The organism is Mesorhizobium sp. M0016 (genome assembly GCF_040324035.1).
In the GTDB taxonomy this organism is placed as follows: Bacteria; Pseudomonadota; Alphaproteobacteria; order Rhizobiales; family Rhizobiaceae; genus Mesorhizobium.
Map to the genome: position 1 here is coordinate 1 of NZ_JAMYVM010000016.1, position 18,867 is coordinate 18,867.

11 protein-coding genes, 2 pseudogenes and 1 other annotated feature are annotated in these 18,867 nt (G+C 59.1%); of the genes and pseudogenes, 7 read left to right on the top strand and 6 right to left on the bottom strand.

Annotated elements, in window-relative coordinates; translation table 11 throughout:
- Together NKJ88_RS21445 and NKJ88_RS21450 are read right to left on the bottom strand one after the other, a co-directional pair.
- A partial coding sequence (locus NKJ88_RS21445; protein ID WP_352445329.1) for a DUF4347 domain-containing protein occupies window positions 1-1,711 on the bottom strand: 1,711 nt, incomplete at its 3' end.
- A 91-nt stretch (window positions 1,712-1,802) separates the two neighbouring features.
- Window positions 1,803-2,117: a hypothetical protein gene (locus NKJ88_RS21450; protein ID WP_155923361.1), complete on the bottom strand. Its 315-nt coding sequence runs from the start codon at window positions 2,115-2,117 to the stop codon at window positions 1,803-1,805.
- Window positions 2,118-3,099: 982 nt separating this feature from the next.
- Between NKJ88_RS21450 and NKJ88_RS21455 the strand changes: the two genes are divergently transcribed.
- Window positions 3,100-6,819, top strand: coding sequence for a glycosyltransferase (locus tag NKJ88_RS21455; RefSeq protein WP_352445331.1), 3,720 nt, complete (start codon window positions 3,100-3,102; stop codon window positions 6,817-6,819).
- Between the two features lie 10 nt (window positions 6,820-6,829).
- Window positions 6,830-7,957, top strand: coding sequence for a tetratricopeptide repeat-containing glycosyltransferase (locus tag NKJ88_RS21460; protein ID WP_352445333.1), 1,128 nt, complete (start codon window positions 6,830-6,832; stop codon window positions 7,955-7,957).
- A gap of 80 nt (window positions 7,958-8,037) precedes the next feature.
- Here the strand turns inward: NKJ88_RS21460 and NKJ88_RS21465 are convergent, their stop codons facing one another.
- Window positions 8,038-8,766: a glycosyltransferase family 25 protein gene (locus tag NKJ88_RS21465; protein ID WP_081726976.1), complete on the bottom strand. Its 729-nt coding sequence runs from the start codon at window positions 8,764-8,766 to the stop codon at window positions 8,038-8,040.
- A gap of 103 nt (window positions 8,767-8,869) precedes the next feature.
- Window positions 8,870-10,057: an FkbM family methyltransferase gene (locus NKJ88_RS21470; protein ID WP_352445335.1), complete on the bottom strand. Its 1,188-nt coding sequence runs from the start codon at window positions 10,055-10,057 to the stop codon at window positions 8,870-8,872.
- A 647-nt stretch (window positions 10,058-10,704) separates the two neighbouring features.
- On the opposite strand from NKJ88_RS21470, the gene NKJ88_RS21475 reads away from it, so the two are divergent.
- The 5 genes and pseudogenes from NKJ88_RS21475 (at window position 10,705) to NKJ88_RS21495 (ending at window position 16,353) form a co-directional block, all read left to right on the top strand.
- Entirely contained in the window at window positions 10,705-11,424 is a 720-nt protein-coding gene (locus NKJ88_RS21475) for a class I SAM-dependent methyltransferase (protein WP_156940827.1), read from the top strand.
- Between the two features lie 127 nt (window positions 11,425-11,551).
- Window positions 11,552-12,460: a hypothetical protein gene (locus NKJ88_RS21480; RefSeq protein ID WP_352445336.1), complete on the top strand. Its 909-nt coding sequence runs from the start codon at window positions 11,552-11,554 to the stop codon at window positions 12,458-12,460.
- A 608-nt stretch (window positions 12,461-13,068) separates the two neighbouring features.
- Window positions 13,069-14,487 carry a coiled-coil domain-containing protein gene (locus NKJ88_RS21485; RefSeq protein WP_023699089.1) on the top strand — a complete coding sequence of 473 codons (1,419 nt, stop codon included), beginning with the start codon at window positions 13,069-13,071 and terminating at the stop codon, window positions 14,485-14,487.
- Between the two features lie 1,050 nt (window positions 14,488-15,537).
- Window positions 15,538-16,009: pseudogene (locus NKJ88_RS21490) on the top strand (FecCD family ABC transporter permease); the annotation flags it as partial.
- A gap of 23 nt (window positions 16,010-16,032) precedes the next feature.
- A complete protein-coding gene (locus NKJ88_RS21495) occupies window positions 16,033-16,353 on the top strand; it encodes an ATP-binding cassette domain-containing protein (protein WP_023825271.1) in 321 nt (106 codons plus the stop codon).
- 1,630 nt (window positions 16,354-17,983) lie between these two features.
- On the opposite strand, the gene NKJ88_RS33025 is transcribed toward NKJ88_RS21495, so the two are convergent.
- Window positions 17,984-18,238 carry an exopolysaccharide production repressor protein gene (locus NKJ88_RS33025; protein ID WP_023699083.1) on the bottom strand — a complete coding sequence of 85 codons (255 nt, stop codon included), beginning with the start codon at window positions 18,236-18,238 and terminating at the stop codon, window positions 17,984-17,986.
- A gap of 105 nt (window positions 18,239-18,343) precedes the next feature.
- Window positions 18,344-18,667 (bottom strand): annotated as a pseudogene (locus NKJ88_RS21505) (SulP family inorganic anion transporter); the annotation flags it as partial.
- 70 nt (window positions 18,668-18,737) lie between these two features.
- Window positions 18,738-18,793 (bottom strand) — a sequence feature (sul1 is cis-regulatory element that is thought to sense ions involved in sulfur or methionine metabolism; They are found in Alphaproteobacteria).
- Window positions 18,794-18,867 lie beyond the last annotated feature (74 nt).

Genomic DNA, 18,867 nt, shown 5'->3' on the forward strand with positions numbered 1-18,867 from the left:
TCGAACCTGTCGCTCCCGTATCGCCGGTCGCACCTGTGGCTCCGGTTGCACCAGTCGCGCCAGTAGCGCCCGTTGCTCCGGTCGCGCCGGTATCACCGGTTGCTCCGGTCGAGCCAGTCGCACCAGTCGAGCCGGTGGCGCCGGTCGAACCTGTCGCTCCCGTATCGCCGGTCGCACCTGTGGCTCCGGTTGCACCAGTCGCGCCAGTAGCGCCCGTTGCTCCGGTCGCCCCGGTATCACCTGTTGCTCCGGTCGAGCCGGTTGCACCGGTAGAGCCGGTCGCACCTGTCGCTCCGGTATCGCCGGTTGCTCCGGTCGAGCCTGTTGCTCCAGTCGAGCCAGTCGCACCAGTAGAGCCAGTCGCACCAGTAGAGCCGGTTGCTCCGGTCGAGCCGGTGGCGCCGGTCGCTCCCGTATCGCCAGTTGCACCGGTCGCGCCGGTATCACCGGTTGCTCCGGTTGAGCCTGTCGCTCCCGTATCGCCGGTCGCACCTGTGGCTCCGGTTGAACCAGTAGAGCCAGTCGCTCCGGTATCGCCGGTCGAACCTGTGGCGCCCGTTGCACCGGTCGAACCAGAAGCACCCGTCGCGCCAGTCCCACCAGAAGCGCCCGTGGCGCCGGTCGCGCCAGTTGCACCGGTCCCACCCGAAGCACCTGTCGCGCCCGTCGCACCGGTCACACCTGAAGCACCCGTGGCGCCAGTGGCGCCAGTGGCGCCCGTTGCACCGGTCCCGCCTGAAGCACCCGTGGCACCTGTCGCGCCAGTCGCGCCCGCGCCTGTGGCGCCCGTCGCGCCGGTCGCACCCGTTGCACCCGCGCCGGTCGCGCCTGTGGCTCCGGTCGGACCGGTGGGGCCTGCCGGGCCTGTCGCGCCTTGGCTCGTAACAGCCAGGTTGCCGCCAACAAACGTATCACCGTTTTTGCCGTTGTTGGTAGAATCGGGGCTGAACGCGAACGCAGTTCCGCCAGCGCTGTGTATAAGCGTGCCATATATGTTAAAGCCGCTGTCATATATTGCATAGTCATGCAAAGTATCTGGGATCGAAATCGTTATAGCAAAATTTGGGGCAACAGTATTAGCGGAGGATGGAAGAACGAAGCTGCCGACAACGGTGTTGGTTGTTGTATCGATAATGTAAAATGTATTGATGCTTTTACTGCTTCCGGATGAGACAGTACCAGTGAGCGTCAAATTGCCCCCTGCCAGGACCTCAGTGTAGGCCGCCACGCCAACCGATGTCATCGGCGGCAAGCGCGAGCCGGCCGAGTTTTCGGGCATCTCCCATGAGCCGCCCAGCTTGGCTGCGCCAACCAGCGACCTGGATGCGCAAACGTCCGCGCCGATGGCTTCTTGCAGCGCCGTTACGAAGGTCTCGCCCGCAACCCCCGATGCCGTCTCGCAGCTCCACAGCCGCAGTTCACCGTCCGCGGCAAGCGCCCTGCCGATTGCGGCAAGATCCTCAGCATCTTCCTTCAGTGTGGCGGCCGACCACTCTCCGGCTGTGAAGCTAACCCGGCCAGGCGCGCCATGCGCCATAATATGGATCGCGTCGAGCCCTTCATGCCCTGCGAGCGCCGCAGCGATCTGCCGCGCCGCCGGCCAGCGGCCGTCGAGCACAATCGCTTGAACCTCGGGGCGCACGTTGCCGAGAACCGTCTGCAGGTCGGAGACTGAAGGATCGACAAAAAGAATTTCAGAGGCACGGGCCATGACTGGCTCCTGTTGGCTTCGAACTCAGTTCAAGCGGAAACCGCCCACCGGCCTGGCTGGCGAGCGCTCGGGATCAGCGGCTTGAGAGGCCTCATCTTCCGGACGGTCCGACGGCGCCGTCGGGATGTTCGACAGCGGGGCTCTCTACGCGGAGGAAGCTGCAGGCCTGGAAATTCCCGCCATCGTCAAACGTGCCAATCGCCAATGAACCGGCTGCGGCCGGAACCTTGACGGTGACAGCGACGGCGAGGCTTCGCTTGACGGCCTTGGGAAGAATGACTTGACCGACGACGGCGCTCTTGGCCGTGTCCAGGATAAAATATGGCACATTTTCGGTCGTGTCGCCGATGGGCAAGACGCCTCTCACGGCAACTTCCATGACCGCAAACCCCGTTATATAGCTCATGATTTCCTCCTCGGTCGGCAGCGGCTGCGCCGCCGTTTGTCTTGTTTCGTGCCTAGGTTTCTATCGCTGCCGAGCGCCCGCGCCAGCTGGGGCCTGTCGCAGCTTCTACGGGCGCTCGAGCCGCGTGCATTGAGCAGCCAGCAGCTCCGCACACCAACGGGCGCCGTGCAGGGCGACGAGCAATACTCATCAAGCGCCATGCAATCTTTGCTGGCGGCCAGGTGCAGATAATTGGGGGATTGATCGAAGCAGAAACCTGCGTTCGTTTCGCACTTGGTGTCACACCGACCACAGCCAACTCCCAACACGCGTGTCAACTTGCGAGGGAAATCGACTACTTGCGAGGGAACATCAGGTTGGGAAAACGTTGGATGACGTCTTCCTTGCGCCAAACACTTTCTGCGCCCTCACGCACGAAGTGGCACTTGCTCCAGATACTCTCCTGGCTTCGCAGACAGCGCGAACCGACAGGCCTACTGCCCGGTCCACGGAAACCCTCCCATACATAAGGCATTAGTAAATTATAAAATTAGCAACTTGTAAATAACCTGTTTACAATTTGTTAATTGCCCAACCACGATTTACTACCTTGGAAAACATCGAGATGGCGCGGATACGGCCAAATGCATCGAAAAATCCGGGGCTTAAGATACACCACCTTCGTTATCGACGAACGCTTGATATCGCGGCGGGGGTGTACGTAGCGATCGAGCCTACAGGGCAATTCGCAAAGCCTCGCCCAGGGTGACCGCGAGACCCTTGCTGCGGCGGAAGGTGCTGGCTAACAATGGATCACGCTGAGGTAGCATCCAGATGGGCCGAGGCAGGGGAAAATGTGCATGGGACATGAAGGCCGGATAAGTCCGCACTGGAACGGATCCCTGTCCCCGATGGCACCATGGCACAAATGTAACCGCTTCAGCCCGCAGTCATGGGGGTCGAAAGTCAGCATATGACAAGCGGTAAGCGCCTCTGCCTTAACATGATCGTCAAGAACGAGATGGCGAACCTTCAACGCTGTCTCGGGGCGGTTGTCGACCACATCGACTGCTGGGTCATCGGCGACACCGGCTCGAACGACGGAACCCAGGATTTCATCAAGGCGTTCTTTGCCGTCCACAACCTGCCTGGCGAGCTGCATGAGTTCCCGTTCCACAATTTCGAGCAGGCCCGCAACGCCGCGCTCGATCACGCCTATGCCTCGCCGCTCGCCTATGACTATCTGCTGTTCGACGATGCCGACATGGAGCTGATGGTTGAGGATACGGGGTTCCGCGAGGGGCTCGACGGCCCGGGCTACCGGCTGTTGCAGCGGTCGGATTCCGGCCTGGCCTATTGGAACACGCGCCTTGTCAAACGCGACGCCGGTGCCCGCTACCATGGCGTGACCCACGAATATCTCGACGTGCCCGGTGGCGTGCAGGAACTGAGGGGTGCCTGGTACAAGGACCACGCCAGCGGCTCGAACCGGGTGGACAAGTTCGAGCGTGATGCCAGGCTTTTGCTGGACGCCCTTGAGAACGATCCGGAAAATCAGCGCTACTGGTTCTACCTGGCGCAGTCCTACCGCGACGCTGGGCGGACGGCGGAGGCGGCGGTGGCCTACGCCAAGCGTGCCGCGATGGGCGGCTGGGACGAGGAGGCGTGGAATGCCCGCCTGCAGGAGGCGCGCTGCCTGCGCAAACTCGGCGACGAGGCTGGCTTTGTTCAACAGGCGCTTGCCGCCTTCAATCAACGGCCGCAACGCGCCGAGCCACTTTATGACCTGGCACGGTTTTACCGCGAGAAGGGGATGAACGACGCCAGCGTGTTGTTCTCCGAAGCAGGGCTGGCGATCAAGCGGCCGGAGCAGGACATCCTGTTCCTCGAGGATTTCGTGTACACGACAGGCCTGCGCGAAGAGTATGCGATCGCGGCGAATTATGCGCGCGACCCGGTGCGCAAGGATCGCGGTTTCGCGACTTGCAACTGGTTAGCGCTGGACCGTAGTATCGGCGATGGACCCAGGGATCTCGCGTGGTCCAACCTGTTCTTCTATGTGCAGCCAGCCAAGACAACGATGCCGTCGTTCAGCGCTCATCCGATCGTTTTCGCTGCGCCCGAGGGCTACAGGCCGTCAAGCCCCTCGGTGGCGCGCCTGGGCAAGGAGATTGTGCTTGCTCAGGCAGCGGTGAACTACACCACAAGCGAAGACGGCGTCCATCTCCGGACGAAAGGCGGCGAGGCGATCCTCGCTCGGAATTTCCTTCTGCGGTTGACCAATGGGCTCGCCGTCCGATCGACAACCGAGATGCTGCCGCCGACAAACATGCGCGAGGCCGGCGTCGAGGACCTGCGTCTGTTCGCCTGGAAAGGTAAGCTGTGGGGCTCGGCCTCCGTCCGCGATCTGGCGGACAGCGAGGGCAAGCAGGTCATCATGCGCGTCGACGACAGCGAAACCAGCCACCACCGGATGACCGACCTGCGCGTGCTGCCCGCGACGGGGCCGAGTGCGCACGACGGGAGATGGATGACGCAGGTCAAATCAGGCGAAGCCGGCGAGGAGCGGCTGCAGTTGGTCTGTTTCGGCGATCCAGTTCGGGTGGCGGATGAGCAAGCTGAAACGATCAGCGAGAGCTCTCCTGGAATTGCGGCCCAACGATTCAGCGGCGTAAGCCAACAGGTCGCTTTCGCCGGCGGTTGGCTAATGTTGATTCGCGAGGTGCAATGGAGACCCTCCGAGAACAGGCGATACTGCCTGCATCGGTTTGTTTGGTTCGACGCAATGAACCTGCTGCAAAAGGTGAGCCGTCCCTTTTACTTCAACGAGAAGGGCGCCGAGTTCGCTGCCGGCTTGGCTTGGCATCCCGATGAGAAGCGCTTGCTGATTTCCTACAGCGTTGCCGACAGCGAGTGCTGGATCGCGACCGTCGATGATGCGGATGTGGGAGGGATGCTAGAGGATGTGGATCGCCTGTCGTCGGTGGCTGATCCAGGGACGAAACAGACACTGTCGACGCCGGCCTTGCGCGCCCCTCCAACGAAAGCCGGGATCAAGCCTGGCCGCGCCGACGGTGGGGCCATGGGTGATGCAAACCGGGCGCCGTTGGAAGGTAAGGACTTCGGCACCGGCAGCATGAAATCGACAGAAGAGATCTTTCATGAGCTCGCGCCGTTTCTGCGCGACGCCGATTCTCCGCTGGAACGACTGCAACGATCGCGCCAGTTCGACGCGCGGATTTATCCCTTCCTTGGCAGCGACGACACCGCACTTCCGCAGATCAACTGCTTCTATGAAGTGATGTCCGACAAAGCTGAGCATCGTACCTTGATTGGCGCCACAACGTCGATGCGAGCGGCTGGCCATCCGGTGCGGGTGTGGAGCTATGCGCCAGAGAAGCTCGAATTCCTCGTCCCGCACGGGATCGAGGTCCGCAATGCCGACGACGTCATGCCGCGGGCCCTGTTCGAGCGCATCGTCGCCGGCTCCGAGATCAGATATTTCAGCGATATTTTCCGCTACGCCCTGCTCTACGAACATGGCGGCCTGTGGATGGATTCCGACGTGATCCTGCTGCGGCCGTTCCCCTTTCGCGGCGATCACTTTTTCAATCTGCAATGGCGGGGAGCACACAAGGGCCACTTCATCTGCGGCAACGTCATATACGCCAAGCCCTACAGCCGCCACCTCAGGGCGCTATACGAATTGTCGCTCGAGCGTTTCCAAGAAGCGCGCGGCAAGGAGTTCGGTGACATCGGCCCGAAGCTGCTCTCCGACTACATCGCGACCGCAGCCGGCGCCGAGCTGCGCGACCAGGTATTCAGCCCGATGTTCTTCAACGCGATCGATTGGACCGAGATCGACAGGTTCGACAGGCCGTTATCGGAATTGACCGATTATCTGAACGATGCCCGCGTGTTCGGTATCCACCTGTGGACGGCCCGCAACGACGCCCGGCCGGGCGGCGAGGGGGCACCGTTGATCTCGCAGCTGATCAACCCACTCGATAGTTTCCCGGCATTCACAACTCTCGCCGACCGCTTCAATACCGACAAGAACCGGCATACGGGCAACCGTCATGCCTATGCCAGGGTCTACGATCGCCTGCTGTCGGGCAGAAGGCTGGCCATGCGGCGGCTCATGGAAATCGGGCTTTGCCGCAGGCTGGCGGACAACCAGAGCGAGACACCTTCGGTCGCGCTATGGCAGAGCTACTTTCCGTTTTGCCAGGTGGTCGGCGTCGACCTGACGGACTTTTCCCGCCTGAACAATGAACGTTTCAAGTCGTTCGTCGGCGACCAATCCAAGCTGGATGATCTGCGCGGAGTCGCGGCGAAACTCGAGCCGCGCTCGTTCGACGCGATCATCGACGACGGCAGCCACGCCTCGTTCGACGAGCAGCTCACCCTGCGCGAGTTCTTCCCGCTGCTCGCGGAGGGCGGCTGGTATTTCATCGAAGACCTCGACTGGCAGCCGCCGGGCGAGGATCTTGGCAAGATCACGCTGACGAAGAACTTGCTGCGGGAAATCCAGCAGTACGGCAGCGCGCGGTCGGTCGATCCGCTGGGCGTGAGCGCGCTTGCCGGTCAGTTCGCCGAGATCCTGTTCTTCGACAGCCACTACGAGTTGAATCGGGCGAAACTGCTGGGAGGCCTGGTGGCTATCCGCAAGGGCGCGTCGGGCATGTCCGCCAGGCGAAATCTTGCACCAGCGCGTGAGTGAGCAGAGCGCCGTGAAAGTCGCTGTCTACACCATCGCCTTGAACGAAGCCGCAAACGCGGAGCGCTGGGCCAATTCGGCCGTCGACGCCGACTATCGCATTGTCGCCGACACGGGCAGCACCGACGATACGGTGGAACGGCTGACCGCTGCCGGCGTTACCGTGCACAGGATAGCGGTCCGCCCATGGCGTTTCGACGATGCCCGCAACGCCGCGATGGCACTGATCCCGCACGACGTCGATGTGTGCTGCACAATGGACATGGACCGGTTCCTTGAACTTGGCTGGCGGGCAAAGCTCGAGGCTGTCTGGACTCGCGAGACGACAGCCCTTTATTGTCAGACAGTGTACAGAGCGAGCGTCGACGACCCGACCCCACTTCGCAACTGGCCAGCGAAAAACTTTCATCATCGCTGGGGATATCGTTTCAAGAGGCCTGTTCACGAAGCCCTGGTCTTCACGGGAGAGAGGGAGGTCACGGCCAGCAGCAGCGACATTGTCATGTTCGAGGTGCAGGACCTTACCAAGCCAACAAGGAGCAGTTACCTGCCGCTGATGGAAGTGGCGCACAAGGAAGACCCCGCCGACGCACAAATCTGCTTCTGGCTCGGGCGAGACCTGATGTGGGCCAACCAGAAGGATCGGGCTGTCGAGTTGCTTGAGCGCTATCTTGCCTTGCCGACAAGCACGTGGGGCGAAGAACGAGCCGAGGCCATGCGTTATATCGCGCGTATGCGCCCGGAACAGAGCTTGTCCTGGCTGGACAAGGCGCGGATGGAAGCGCCGCACCGCCGCGAGATCTGGGCCGACCTGGCCGAAGAGCTCCACGGCAAAGCGGACTGGTTGAATCTGTTTTGGGCTTGCACCAACGGTATCGAGAGGACGCACCGCACCGGAAGCTATCTGGACGATCAGAACTGCTGGGGATTTCGGCTGTTTGACCTCGGCGCCATCGCGTCATGGCATCTCAATGCGATGGACCGTGCGGTAGAATGGGGGCAAAGGGCACTTGAACTCGACTCAGTTAACCAGAGACTCAAGAACAATCTAGAGTTTTTCGTTCGGCTGCGGGAGGAGGAGCGGACCGGAGATATCGAGACACGAGCACCCACAGATGCCGCAGCCACGCAACGCGGCTGAGCCGCAAATGCAGATCTACTGCGAAGGGCTAATCTGGTTCATGCGACTCTGCGTGGGCGCCTGCTTCGCAGGATGTCACTTCATGTGTTGATCCGAACCGATTCCTCGGGTCGTTCATCGCTGATCGCCAGAGGTGGAAGGCACACATACGCTTTCAGCGACGGCATTACCCCATTCATGATGCAGTCAATTCCAGCATTGTTCAGCCTCAGGCCGAATCCCGCGAAATCGATGATCATCGGCCGTATTGGAAGGCACCAGTCGAGCAGCGCGCGCGCCCCGTTTGGAGAAACTGAATAACATACAAGACCCAAAAGATGGTGTGCTCGCAGAAGAACGGGTTCCGTTTCGGCCTCTTGAAAATCCTGGACATGTGTCATCACCTCTCCAGAAAAGAACTCAAGCCTCGCGCCAGTTCCGCCTGGGAGGGCATCCAGCCAAGCGTAACACCGCAGGCTTGCGCTCCAAAGGATGAAGTCCCAGTCACGAATGTTAGCCAACAGTGAATGCATGTGCGGTTCGAAATGACGAGAAAAGATGGCATCGTCTTCGGCCACGGTTATTGCCTCACTCCGTCGAACAGCTTCTTTCCAGAGCGCGACGTGAGAAACGGCGCAGCCCAAACTTCCAGCCGCGTAATCTAGATCCGGCGAGATGATTTTGTCCTGTACAAGCCGATCACGGTCCACAAGTCGACCATCAGTTCCAGGAAATCTCCGAATACTTCTAAGATGATCGTTCGTCTTACGAAATCTCTCGAGACGATCAACGCTGCGATCAAGGTTGATTACGTGAACGTGATCTATCATTCGTCTCACCGTATCCTCGCCAGGCAGTGATTTTCGTTCTCACATGTAACGGACTGAGCGCGACCAATTCAAAAATGTTGACTGGACGACGCAGGCATCTCTGTCAAAAGTATGGATCAATCTCCAAGACCTCGGTAATTGTGGCAAACTTTCGCGTTGCCGACTCGGAAAAAGCGATAGCCCTGTCGCGCCGTTTCGTAAAAAGAGCGTCAAACTCAACGGCGTCGCCGTCGAAATGCGGAATTTGCTCGATGTCCCGTAGGGAAAATCCGAAAAGTCCAAGCATATCGATGATATCACCGAGTAGTTTCTGACCTTTGTATATAGGGACTACGTGCGTCTCCAGTTCGATGGCCAGGCAATTTTCCAGAAGGTGCCCAAAGCCCAGCAGAACTTCGTATTCAAGACCTTGAACATCTATCTTCATCACGTCCGGTGACGGAGCGGCGTGCCTTCGGAACAAATCGTCATATCGAACGCATTCGACGTCTTGCGTGCCGACCACGACAAAAATTGGCGCTACCGAATACTGCTGCAGCACGTCGAAGTTTGGCTCCCTCAAGGAGGAGCAGCTTGTATCCGCTGTAATGTGGAGCTTCTGAACGCCTGTGGTGTGGGCCAGCGCCTTTTCTATTACCTGAGCGCCGGGGATTCGGCCAAGGGTTTGCCTTAGCACTGCAGCCTCCGACGGTATGGGTTCGAAAACCACCGGCGTAATCTGATCGGCTCTCAGCATCCACTTGAGTTGCAGGCCCCCTTGGCCACCGACATCGACAAGCGTAATGCGCTCCTCTGCTGGCGTACGGGACAATTCAGGATACGCGTCAAACGTCTCAACCAGAACGCTGACGAGGACGAACTGTTCGCGTCCAGTGCCAGCATAGAAGGGGTGGCGGTTTTTGGAGCAGCCGATGGACAGGGTTGAATGGCAGCTCAGGAATGTCGCCTCTACCTCAAGTAGCCCCTCGGAACTCTTTTCAACCGCTATGCTCCTGCAAATGCCATCATTGACTATGGACCCGTCCGCAGAAATTTCCGCTACATCGATGGAGCCATAGTGATGGATGTAGAAATTGGCGGTAGCGTCAGGGCGAAATTTCAGCAAACATTTCAGTCTGATAGTTCTAAATAGAAAAGCTGAATGATGGAGGCGCAACAGGTGCCAGTTGTGCCGCTCCGTATCCGAGACGACAAGGGATCCGTCTTCAAGGCGAACTGACATTTCATTCGCCACCTGCCAACTTGAAAAAGCATCCCCTGTGTATGTTCGCGAAAAAATGGCCTCGCCCACTCCTCATCCCCCATTTCCCGAGCCTTCGCCTTTATGGACTGACATGGTATTTTAAAACGTGGCGGTCGGATATTGGGAATCGAAGCGCGGCGCGGGATATCGTTACACTGTTTGGGGGCGACAGCTTGATTTCCGCTGCGCTGACCGGATCGGACCCGCCAGCAATAACTATGCCGCCATGACGCCGACCAGTGTACCCCCGAAGTTGCTTTGCGCTCCAATCGACTATCAGCCGCACCTTGCTGATCCTCGAAAGCGAATTTTGCCAACATAGACAAGAAAGGGTTCGGTCGGCGACCCGGTCTAGAACTCCCCCTTAACTTGTTGCCTCATATCGGATGCCATTTCAACGGAGCGTACGCCATGTTGATGGCACAATCGACATCGTCATGCGGCTTTGACGCCGAAACACGAAAGTCGATAAGGTCAATTAACCGTGGATAACGAACTGGGTACCGAGCCCTTGGGTTATCGAATCGTAGAGATCTGGTTCTTCTTTGCTCAAAATTGGACACAGTCGTGCTAATGTACGGGCTGCGCGCCGATCGGTCGCACAGGATGTCAAGTCGTCGTCCGGCATCGGCAGTTGATTCTACGCACACATCGATAAGTGACCAAATACAAAGGCCGTGGCGGGGGCAAGTTCGATGGGTGTCGATATATACGTTATGGATTTTCTCTTGAAATTCCGCGGGCGGTCTCTTGGCGAAACCTTGTGGTTAGGACGTCAAGGTTACCACATTCACGACAGCACCTTGGGAAATTCCGTCCTTCGTTCATATGACAGACGAGTATCGATCGAAAATATCAAGGGAGAAACGGGATATTGCGAGGAATTATTCAAGTATCTGGGAAGCAAGGCGATAAGGTCACTCGATTATTCTGATTTCGAAGGAGCCGACATCACTCACGACTTGAACGATCCGATTCCTGATGAACTTGCAAATCAATTCGACTGTATTTTCGACGGCGGGACGATTGAGCATGTGTTTGACACGCGCATGGCATTTTCGAACGTAAAGAGGATGCTAAGAGTCGGCGGCATATTCTTGATGGTGGACGGCGCAAATAACTTTCTTGGACATGGCCTTTACCAGTTTAGTCCTGACTTGTTATGGCGAACATTTTCTCGCGAAAACGGATTCGAGATAGAGCTGATGCAATTGGTCGACGACGTGGGGAAGCCCAATCCACGAGACGTTCCCGACCCGGCTGTTCTCGGACAGCGCTCAAACATGACAATGAGCACTGCTAGAACATACGTCCTCATGGCAGCCAGGAAGACATTCGAGATTTCTGACGGCGAGCAGAAAGTTTACCAAAGTGATTACCTTGCGGCGTGGCAAAGGTCAGGAAAGGATGATTGAGCGCGCAGCCAGCAAAGGCGTTCGCAAACCGCGGTCAAAAGCTTGTTTGAAACGCACCATGCGTCCCGACCCTTTGCCTTACGGATCAGGTATTCTAAGTTCGAGCGGTCGGACATCAGGAACCCAATTGCGGCGACGAGATTTCGTTACACTGTTTGCGGGCGCAGCGATCCGCAACTTGATCCCAGCGGCATTGACGCAGCCGGGAAGAGCAGGCACAAGCTACGCGGTGTCCGTGCCGCCCCTTGCCGTTCCCTCCACCCTACTAACCGCCCCGATCGAACTCGCCGGCGACTGGGGTCACATGCTTCCGCGCTCCGCAGATCAGGTCGTCGAGCGCACGCGGCACGCCTGCCTGGATGGCGTCCGCCTGCTCTCCGATGGCCAGCCTACGCGACTTCGTGTCGACGAGCACACTTCGGGGCAGCCGGCGATCTGGCTGCACCCCGACGGTAGCAGCATGGCGTGGATCATTGTCGACATTGGCGAACGGGATTGGTCAAAGCTCGCCTACCAATTCGGCCATGAGCTCGGCCACGTCATGGCCAACAGCTGGCAGGCGGACGCCAAGCCGGCGCCGCCCTGCCAGTGGCTGGAGGAAGCGTTGGTCGAGGCCTTCTCGCTGCGCGGTCTTGGTCGCTTGGCGAAGGACTGGAAAGAGAGTCCGCCATTTGCCGGCGACAACGCGTTCGGCGATGCCATAGCGGCGTATCGCGACAACATCGTCCGCGGCTACGCCGCGCTCGCCGACAGCCAGGGGCTGAGCCGCGACCCGGCCGCCTGGTTCGCCGATCATCGCAGCGAAATCGAAATACCCGGTCTCAATCCGTTTGCCCAAGCAATCTCCCAGACCATCCTCACTGAGTACGAGGCGGCGCCCGACTGTGTCGAGGCGCTGGGCGCACTGAACCGATGGCCCGGCCGCACAGGTGTACCGATCGCCGAGTATCTGAATCGATGGGAGGCGAGTTGCGCCGAACTGCAAGCCTCGCCCCGACTGCCGGTCCGGCTGCGCGAACTCCTGCACATCGCTTGATCGGTAAGGGGTGAGGAACAAACCAACTCTGATCTTCGGAACTGCACCGAAGGCGGCAATTGCGAAGCGTTGACGCGCACGAGACAGCATCCTTCTGCGAAGCCTTGCACGGGCCGCGGCAGAATCCACTCCGCTAGAGCCAGCGGGGGAGGAGGAGATGGCGCCGCTCGCCGCCTGTAGTATGCTGCGGTTGGGCAAAGGGATCGCCCGGCCAGGCCCGATCTCTATTATAGATCGGGCGCACGGCGAACTCGACCTCGCAGAGTATATGCAGGCTGTTCTCCGATCGACCATGTGGAAGGGCATGATACGACCGGGAACGTGGACGATCAGCTGCGGAATGTCTGGTATGCGCCTTATGATCGGCGCCTGCGCGCCAATGTCGGCCGTTGAGGCTTCCTTGGTCGTCTCCCGAAAGAAGACGTTCGACTTGGCGGCATGATCACCGGATTGATCCGAAGCAGGCACTCCCCCCTTTGCGAGCGTACTGCTTTAGAATGATCTAATATAGTCGATTGCATGGCAGTCGTCGTTCCCGGAGCGGTATATGGTGTGTAATCGTTGGTTCCAAACCATTAATTCAAAGTGGTGCGCCGGGAGAGCTTGTCATGAAACTATCGAACCTGATCAAACGTTACGACAATGTGGAAAGAGCCGCCGAGGAACTCGAGACAGAGCTAGTCGAGGCTTTGAACATCTCCCTGAGCCTTGACGAGGTGTCACCATCAGACGACGGCAGTGCCTCGAAAGACAGCCTCGCAAAAGGGACCGATGCCCTGCAACCCGAGGGCACTCCCAATGAAACCCCTCGCCAGCTAACTTCCCATACGCAGAGCCGGCTGGCTGCTTTGAGCTCATTTGAGATGCTCATTCAGGATGCGGAAGGCCATTTGGAGGATGTCAAAGCCAAGCTAATGGAGGTTGCAACTTCGCACCACTACACACGCGATTTTTTTCAGATCCTTCAAGCGGACTTCTTTCGTGCCAACGAACTGGAAGTGGCAAATGCCAACCTGACGAGAGAACACATGGTCCTGTCCGAACAGCTGCACGATGCGATGAGGAAGCAACGTGAGCACGACAGCGCGTTCGGAGCCATACAGCAGCGCGAAGTAAGCTTGGCCCAGGACAGGGACGCTCTTCGTAGTGCGCTCGCCGCCGTAAGGCTGGAACTCGTAGAAGCGGCCACTACCATCGCAATAAGGGAGGCGGACTTCGGCGAGGCGGCCAAAGCTCTTTCGGCCAGAACAGCCGAGGCCGATAGACGGGCGCGCGAAAACGATACCTTGCGAGAAAAGCATGTCAGACTCTCGATCGACCTCGACAAGTCGCAAAAGCGGGAAGCTGAGGCGAGGCGGAGGCTTGATGAGCTGTCGACGATCCACGCCAACGATGCGGTGCGGCATTCCGAACTGCTGGCTGCGCTCGGCAAGAGCGAGAAGGACGAAACGCGGTTGCAGAAGTCGCTTGAGATCGCGCAGGCGAAACTGTCGGAAATGGCAGAGGCCGCACGCATCATGGAAGATGACACGGGAGCCGAACGTGCATGCAGTCTCGCAGAGATGCGAGGTTTGCGATCTGAAATTCAAAGTCTTCAATCGCGACTGGATGCGGCAACGAACGAGGCAAGCGTAGCATCCAGTGAAATCGCCAGGCTGACGGCTCAATGGAGCGATACCATGGCCGAAAAGCAGGTTGCGGATGAAAGGTATTCTGATCTCTTGAAAGAGAGCGAAGCCGACATGACGAGCCTTTCGAAGCTGACTGCGGACCTCTCGCACATCTCGGCGCAATACGCCTCCGAGCAGATGCAGCACGAAGTCCAGAGGCAGGAATGCGAAGATTTGCGGGCAGAAATTGTTGCGCTTGGTACGCGGGTCAAGGAGTTGCTGCCCTATGAGCGTTTGCACAAAGTAACGAGTGCAAGGGAGCGTGAGGGCGTTGTTGGTGTTGGCAGCATGGCAGTGGAACCAACCCGCTCCACAACCAGACGACGTTCCCGCCCGAGCTTGCGTGCAGCGTCGTAGGGAGCGACGGCGGTACTGATGCTGGTGGTCACAAAGTGATCCTTTTGGGCGCGCAATCCAGCGCCAGGCGTCCCGTTCACACTTGGCTCTAGTAGAACCGAAGACAGCAAAGCAGGCGTGCGAACTTTGTCTGGCCCGCTCGTTTTTCCGGCCTCAAGGAAGCAGCGACGCAACCGCCGCATTATAGTTCCGCAGCGCAGCAAGCGCGGGTAGTTGAAGTCGATCTTGCCTTCGAGAAGTTTGGCAGCGACACATCTGCTTCACCACCAGCAGAGATCACGAAGGTCACGGAGGAGGCCCTTCGAGCAGCAGGGCTGATGGGTTGACAATTGATCCGGTGTGATCGTGCTGCGGTGCTACAACAACCATGAACGCCCGACGGGCGCATCACCCATTCAACGCTTCGACTTTGTCAGGTCGCAACTTTGAGTGTGAGATCGTCGAGCCCGCGCCTGGGCATGGTCGAGAAGGAGGTCGAGGTCCTGCTCAATGGGACATTCTTGCCGATGTTTCATCTTTGACGAAACCCCGGCCGGCGTGGACGTCGGAACCAAACGTGAGGTCTACTGCCTTCTTTGCCGAGCTGTTGAGTGGCGCAGCGATCCTTTGATCTCGTCCTACCTGACGGAGGTCTATGAGTCAGCGATCGCCGTGTTGTCACCTGTCGCGGACGCGCTGCCTGAACTTTCGAAAACCCCGGTTCAATCAGCCAGGACGACGTCCTGGCTGCCGCCATTGACAACTAGAGGAGAACTCCATTTCTGACACGGGCCCCCGCAATCAGGTGCGGACTGCAGCGTCTCCGTTTTGGTCGCCTTACAGTCGGCTTCGCCTATCAAGTTTCGTGGATGGCCGGGGCGCGCGCGTGTGCCTGGCGTGGTCGCGAACCGTTATTCCGATGGCGACGCCCAGACCTACGGCAAGGCCCACGACAATCTTGGCGACCATATCGAGGGCGAAGGCGCGGACAAGGCGCCACGCGTTTTGCGGCTCGCTGCGAGCGGTTGGGGGAGAGATCGTCAAAGATTGTTTTCCGGCAGTTCCGCATACCTCACCTTCTGGCAACTGGGCTCGCTCGGCGGCGCGACCTGGCCGAAGATCGCTTCCGTCGGACCGATCATCGTTTTGGCGGTGGCGGCGATGCCGTTCCTGGCCAAGGGCTCAACGCGCTGGCGCTCGGCGAGGCGACGGCCGGCCATCTCGATATCCCGGTACCACGGCTGAAATACACCGCGATCGTCGGCGTCTCGGCAGCGGTCGGCGCCTCTGTCGCAGTCAGCGGAGGCATCGGTTTCGTCGGCATCGTCGTGCCGCATCTGCTGGGGCTGCTGATCGGCCCGGACAATCGCTATCTCTTGCCGGCATCGGCGCTGCTTGGCGCCTGCATGCTGCTGATCGCCGATGCCGTTGCCCGATTGGTCGTAGCGCCGGCCGAACTGCCGATCGGCATCGTCACGCGATCGCCGGCACGCCGTTCTTCCTCTGGATTCTGCTGCACAAGCGCGGCGTAATCGACTTGTGAGATTTGAAACCTATGAGGCCGGCATGATCGAAGCACGCGATGTCTGGGTAGCGATAAGCGGCAAGCGCATTGTTACCAATGTCGATTTCGTTGCGAGGCCGGGCGAGATCGCCGCCTTCGTCGGACCGAACGGCTCGGGCAAGACGACTTTCTTCAAGGCGTTGTCGGGCGATCTGGCGTTTACGGGGACAGTGGCCAACGACCGCGACCTCTCCGCGATGAAGCCAGTGGAGGCCGCGAGCGTGCGTGCCGTGCTGGCGCAGGCATGGTCCGATCCTGATCGAACCGTGTTCGATGTGAATCCCTCTTTTGTTCCCATGGCAGGCCGTTTGCACGCGCAGTAATAGTTGATTCAACCGTTGCTGGCATAATGTGGGATGTGGGTGGCGGCTCCGACAGTTCGGCGGGCGCTGAGTGCCGAAGCCCGCCTGCGCAGTCCGGTTGGGGTCCGACCGCGCCGTCCTATTCTGGGACAGCGCGGTCAACGTTTCGTTAAAATGTTATGAGGTAATTAAGTGCGTGCTAATTGAATCGCCGTTCGCGATTCGGTGCTGCATGCTTGTCCCAGCAGTTGGTTTCGCTGCGCTGGGTTGGTGGTCCTGTGAAAACTGATCCATTTCAGCGCTAACAAAGTGACACCGGTCTTGCATAGATATTTGCCGGCTGACCCCGGTCCTGATCCGATCATTGATCCAGGTCAGGCTCGCCGGGCTCGAGGTGGTCGGGGTATCGCCCGGCGAGCTGTCTACCAAGCGCGGAACGATCTGGCCGCGGGGACGGCCCGGCTTTCTTTGGGGGTAGAGAGCAGCCGGGCCTAACCGGCTGGGGACATGGCCGGCTGCCAAGTTATATATGCTCATGCTAATATGAGCGCACCACACCTTTATGGTCTAAGCGAAGGTGGAGCATGCTCGACGAGTCGGTGGCGACCGCTCAACGGTGTTTCACACAAAAGCCAAGACCAAGGCGCTGGCCTGGGCGAAAAAGATCGGCGACAGGTGAGGGTCGACGAGATCACCCCGAAGCGCCAATCGCCATTCTGGGCGGAAAAGTCTGGGGCCGGCGCCCTCCTTTTGAACCTGAACAAACCAGAAGGGCGCCGAGCCTTTTTACCAGACAGCGCTTTGAGGGAAGCGGCGCCGAGTAGCAGGAGTGTATCTCTCTCGTTAGAGTTGTTGGAACACAGCCTTTTGGACGATGGCCCGCAGCGAATGCTCGAGAAGCCGGCGCCAGGTGGGATCTGCTGGGCTGTGCGGCGGCGGCCAAGCAGACATCTGGTCCGCCGCAGCTGAAGTCATGACCTATTCGGTCGATCGGCGTTATGGCGTGATCACCCAGGAGGCCCCGCGCGCAAGCTGGCTGCCGCGGATCGCTTGACGACTTGGGATGGAGAGCGTCAGCGGGAACGCGCGCCCGCAGAACCCTCCGAGTGAATTCGAGGACGACCGACCACACGCTGAGTTCGGAGCCCCTGGACTAACATCGACGGTGGCCTAATCCACCTGTTGGATGAACTCGTGGGTGCTGAGTGTCTGAGTGGTGTTGTCGTCGGTGCAGCGCCGCCATTGACTAAGCGATGCTCTTTCGTTCTCGGCCTATCTGTCGGCCACTCATGGCGTCGAAGCCGACCATATTCTGGTATTCAACGACGGTATTCCTGTCCGCTGGTGCCACAGCATCTGTAGCGTCCAAGTTCCTGCGTCATTTCTCGTCCTATTCGGCCAGTCGCCGCGATCCCCAGGGCAGCATCGCCGATCATGTGCAAACGCAAGCCTCGGCCCGGCTACCCAATAACAGTGGGGAGATCGTTGCTTGCAAAGACAGCATCATCGGGCGTGTGAGGCACCTGCGCCGCGAGGAAGGCTTGCGTCATTCCTCTGCAAGATTTCAGGGAGGCGCTTGCCGCCCAAGGGTGGCGCGGTTTAAGACGATCCCCGGCGATTTGTCGATGCTGCGTGGCCGGCTTGTCGGGCATCATCGGCCGCCTTTGGATGAGACACCGCCGTCTCGACGGGTAGGCTCGGCGGTGTTCGGTTTTTCTTCGGTTCTCTTCGTCCAAAGCGTGTGGAAAAGCGCGAATGAAAACAGGAAATATCCAACCTGGAATATGATCAAAATCAGCAAGGTCCATGCAAGCGACTTCCAGAACGAACCCGTTGCTAGATAAATCCATAACGCCACCACGGTCGACGTGGCAAACATCCCGACCAGGAATCGCGGAAAAAACATTTATGTTCAATGCCGCCCCATATTGGACCGACCGGTCTCTCGTCTACTCCCAGAAACATTTAAGATTTCACTAAATTAGTTATTGCGCAAGCGCCATGCTGAGTTAATGAGTCCTGCGCCAATCTGGATGACGCCGGCCAGCACGGTTGCAGCCAGCAGATACTGCAGGACGTGGTCGCGGACCACCGTGACACGGGACCACCGCTGTGGCCGCCGTGGCCGCTGAAATCATGCCCGGCCGGCCCGCCGGTTATTACGGAAATCACGCAATCGAAAACGAAGCATAGAGCCCGATTTTTGGTCAACGCCGGCAATGATCGAGAACGCGATCGCCTCGGGGATAAGCGCCGGCGCGACAACGAGGCCTGCGAGCAGGTCACCTCGGATGTTGCCGAACCACTGGTCGCGATAGCCATGCAAAGAAAACATTGGATTCCGGTCAAACTACTAACCGCACGGACCAAACGGGGCCTGTCCTGCAAAAAGCGTCATGCGGTTGAGTTGTCCGGCGGATTGGCGGCCGGAAGAGCCACCCGGAGTTTCACCGGGTCCAATCGAGATGACGCACTTAACACATATCCCGCACCGCGGAGCCGGTTCGATGCGCAACGCGCCGTCAGGTTTGGCAA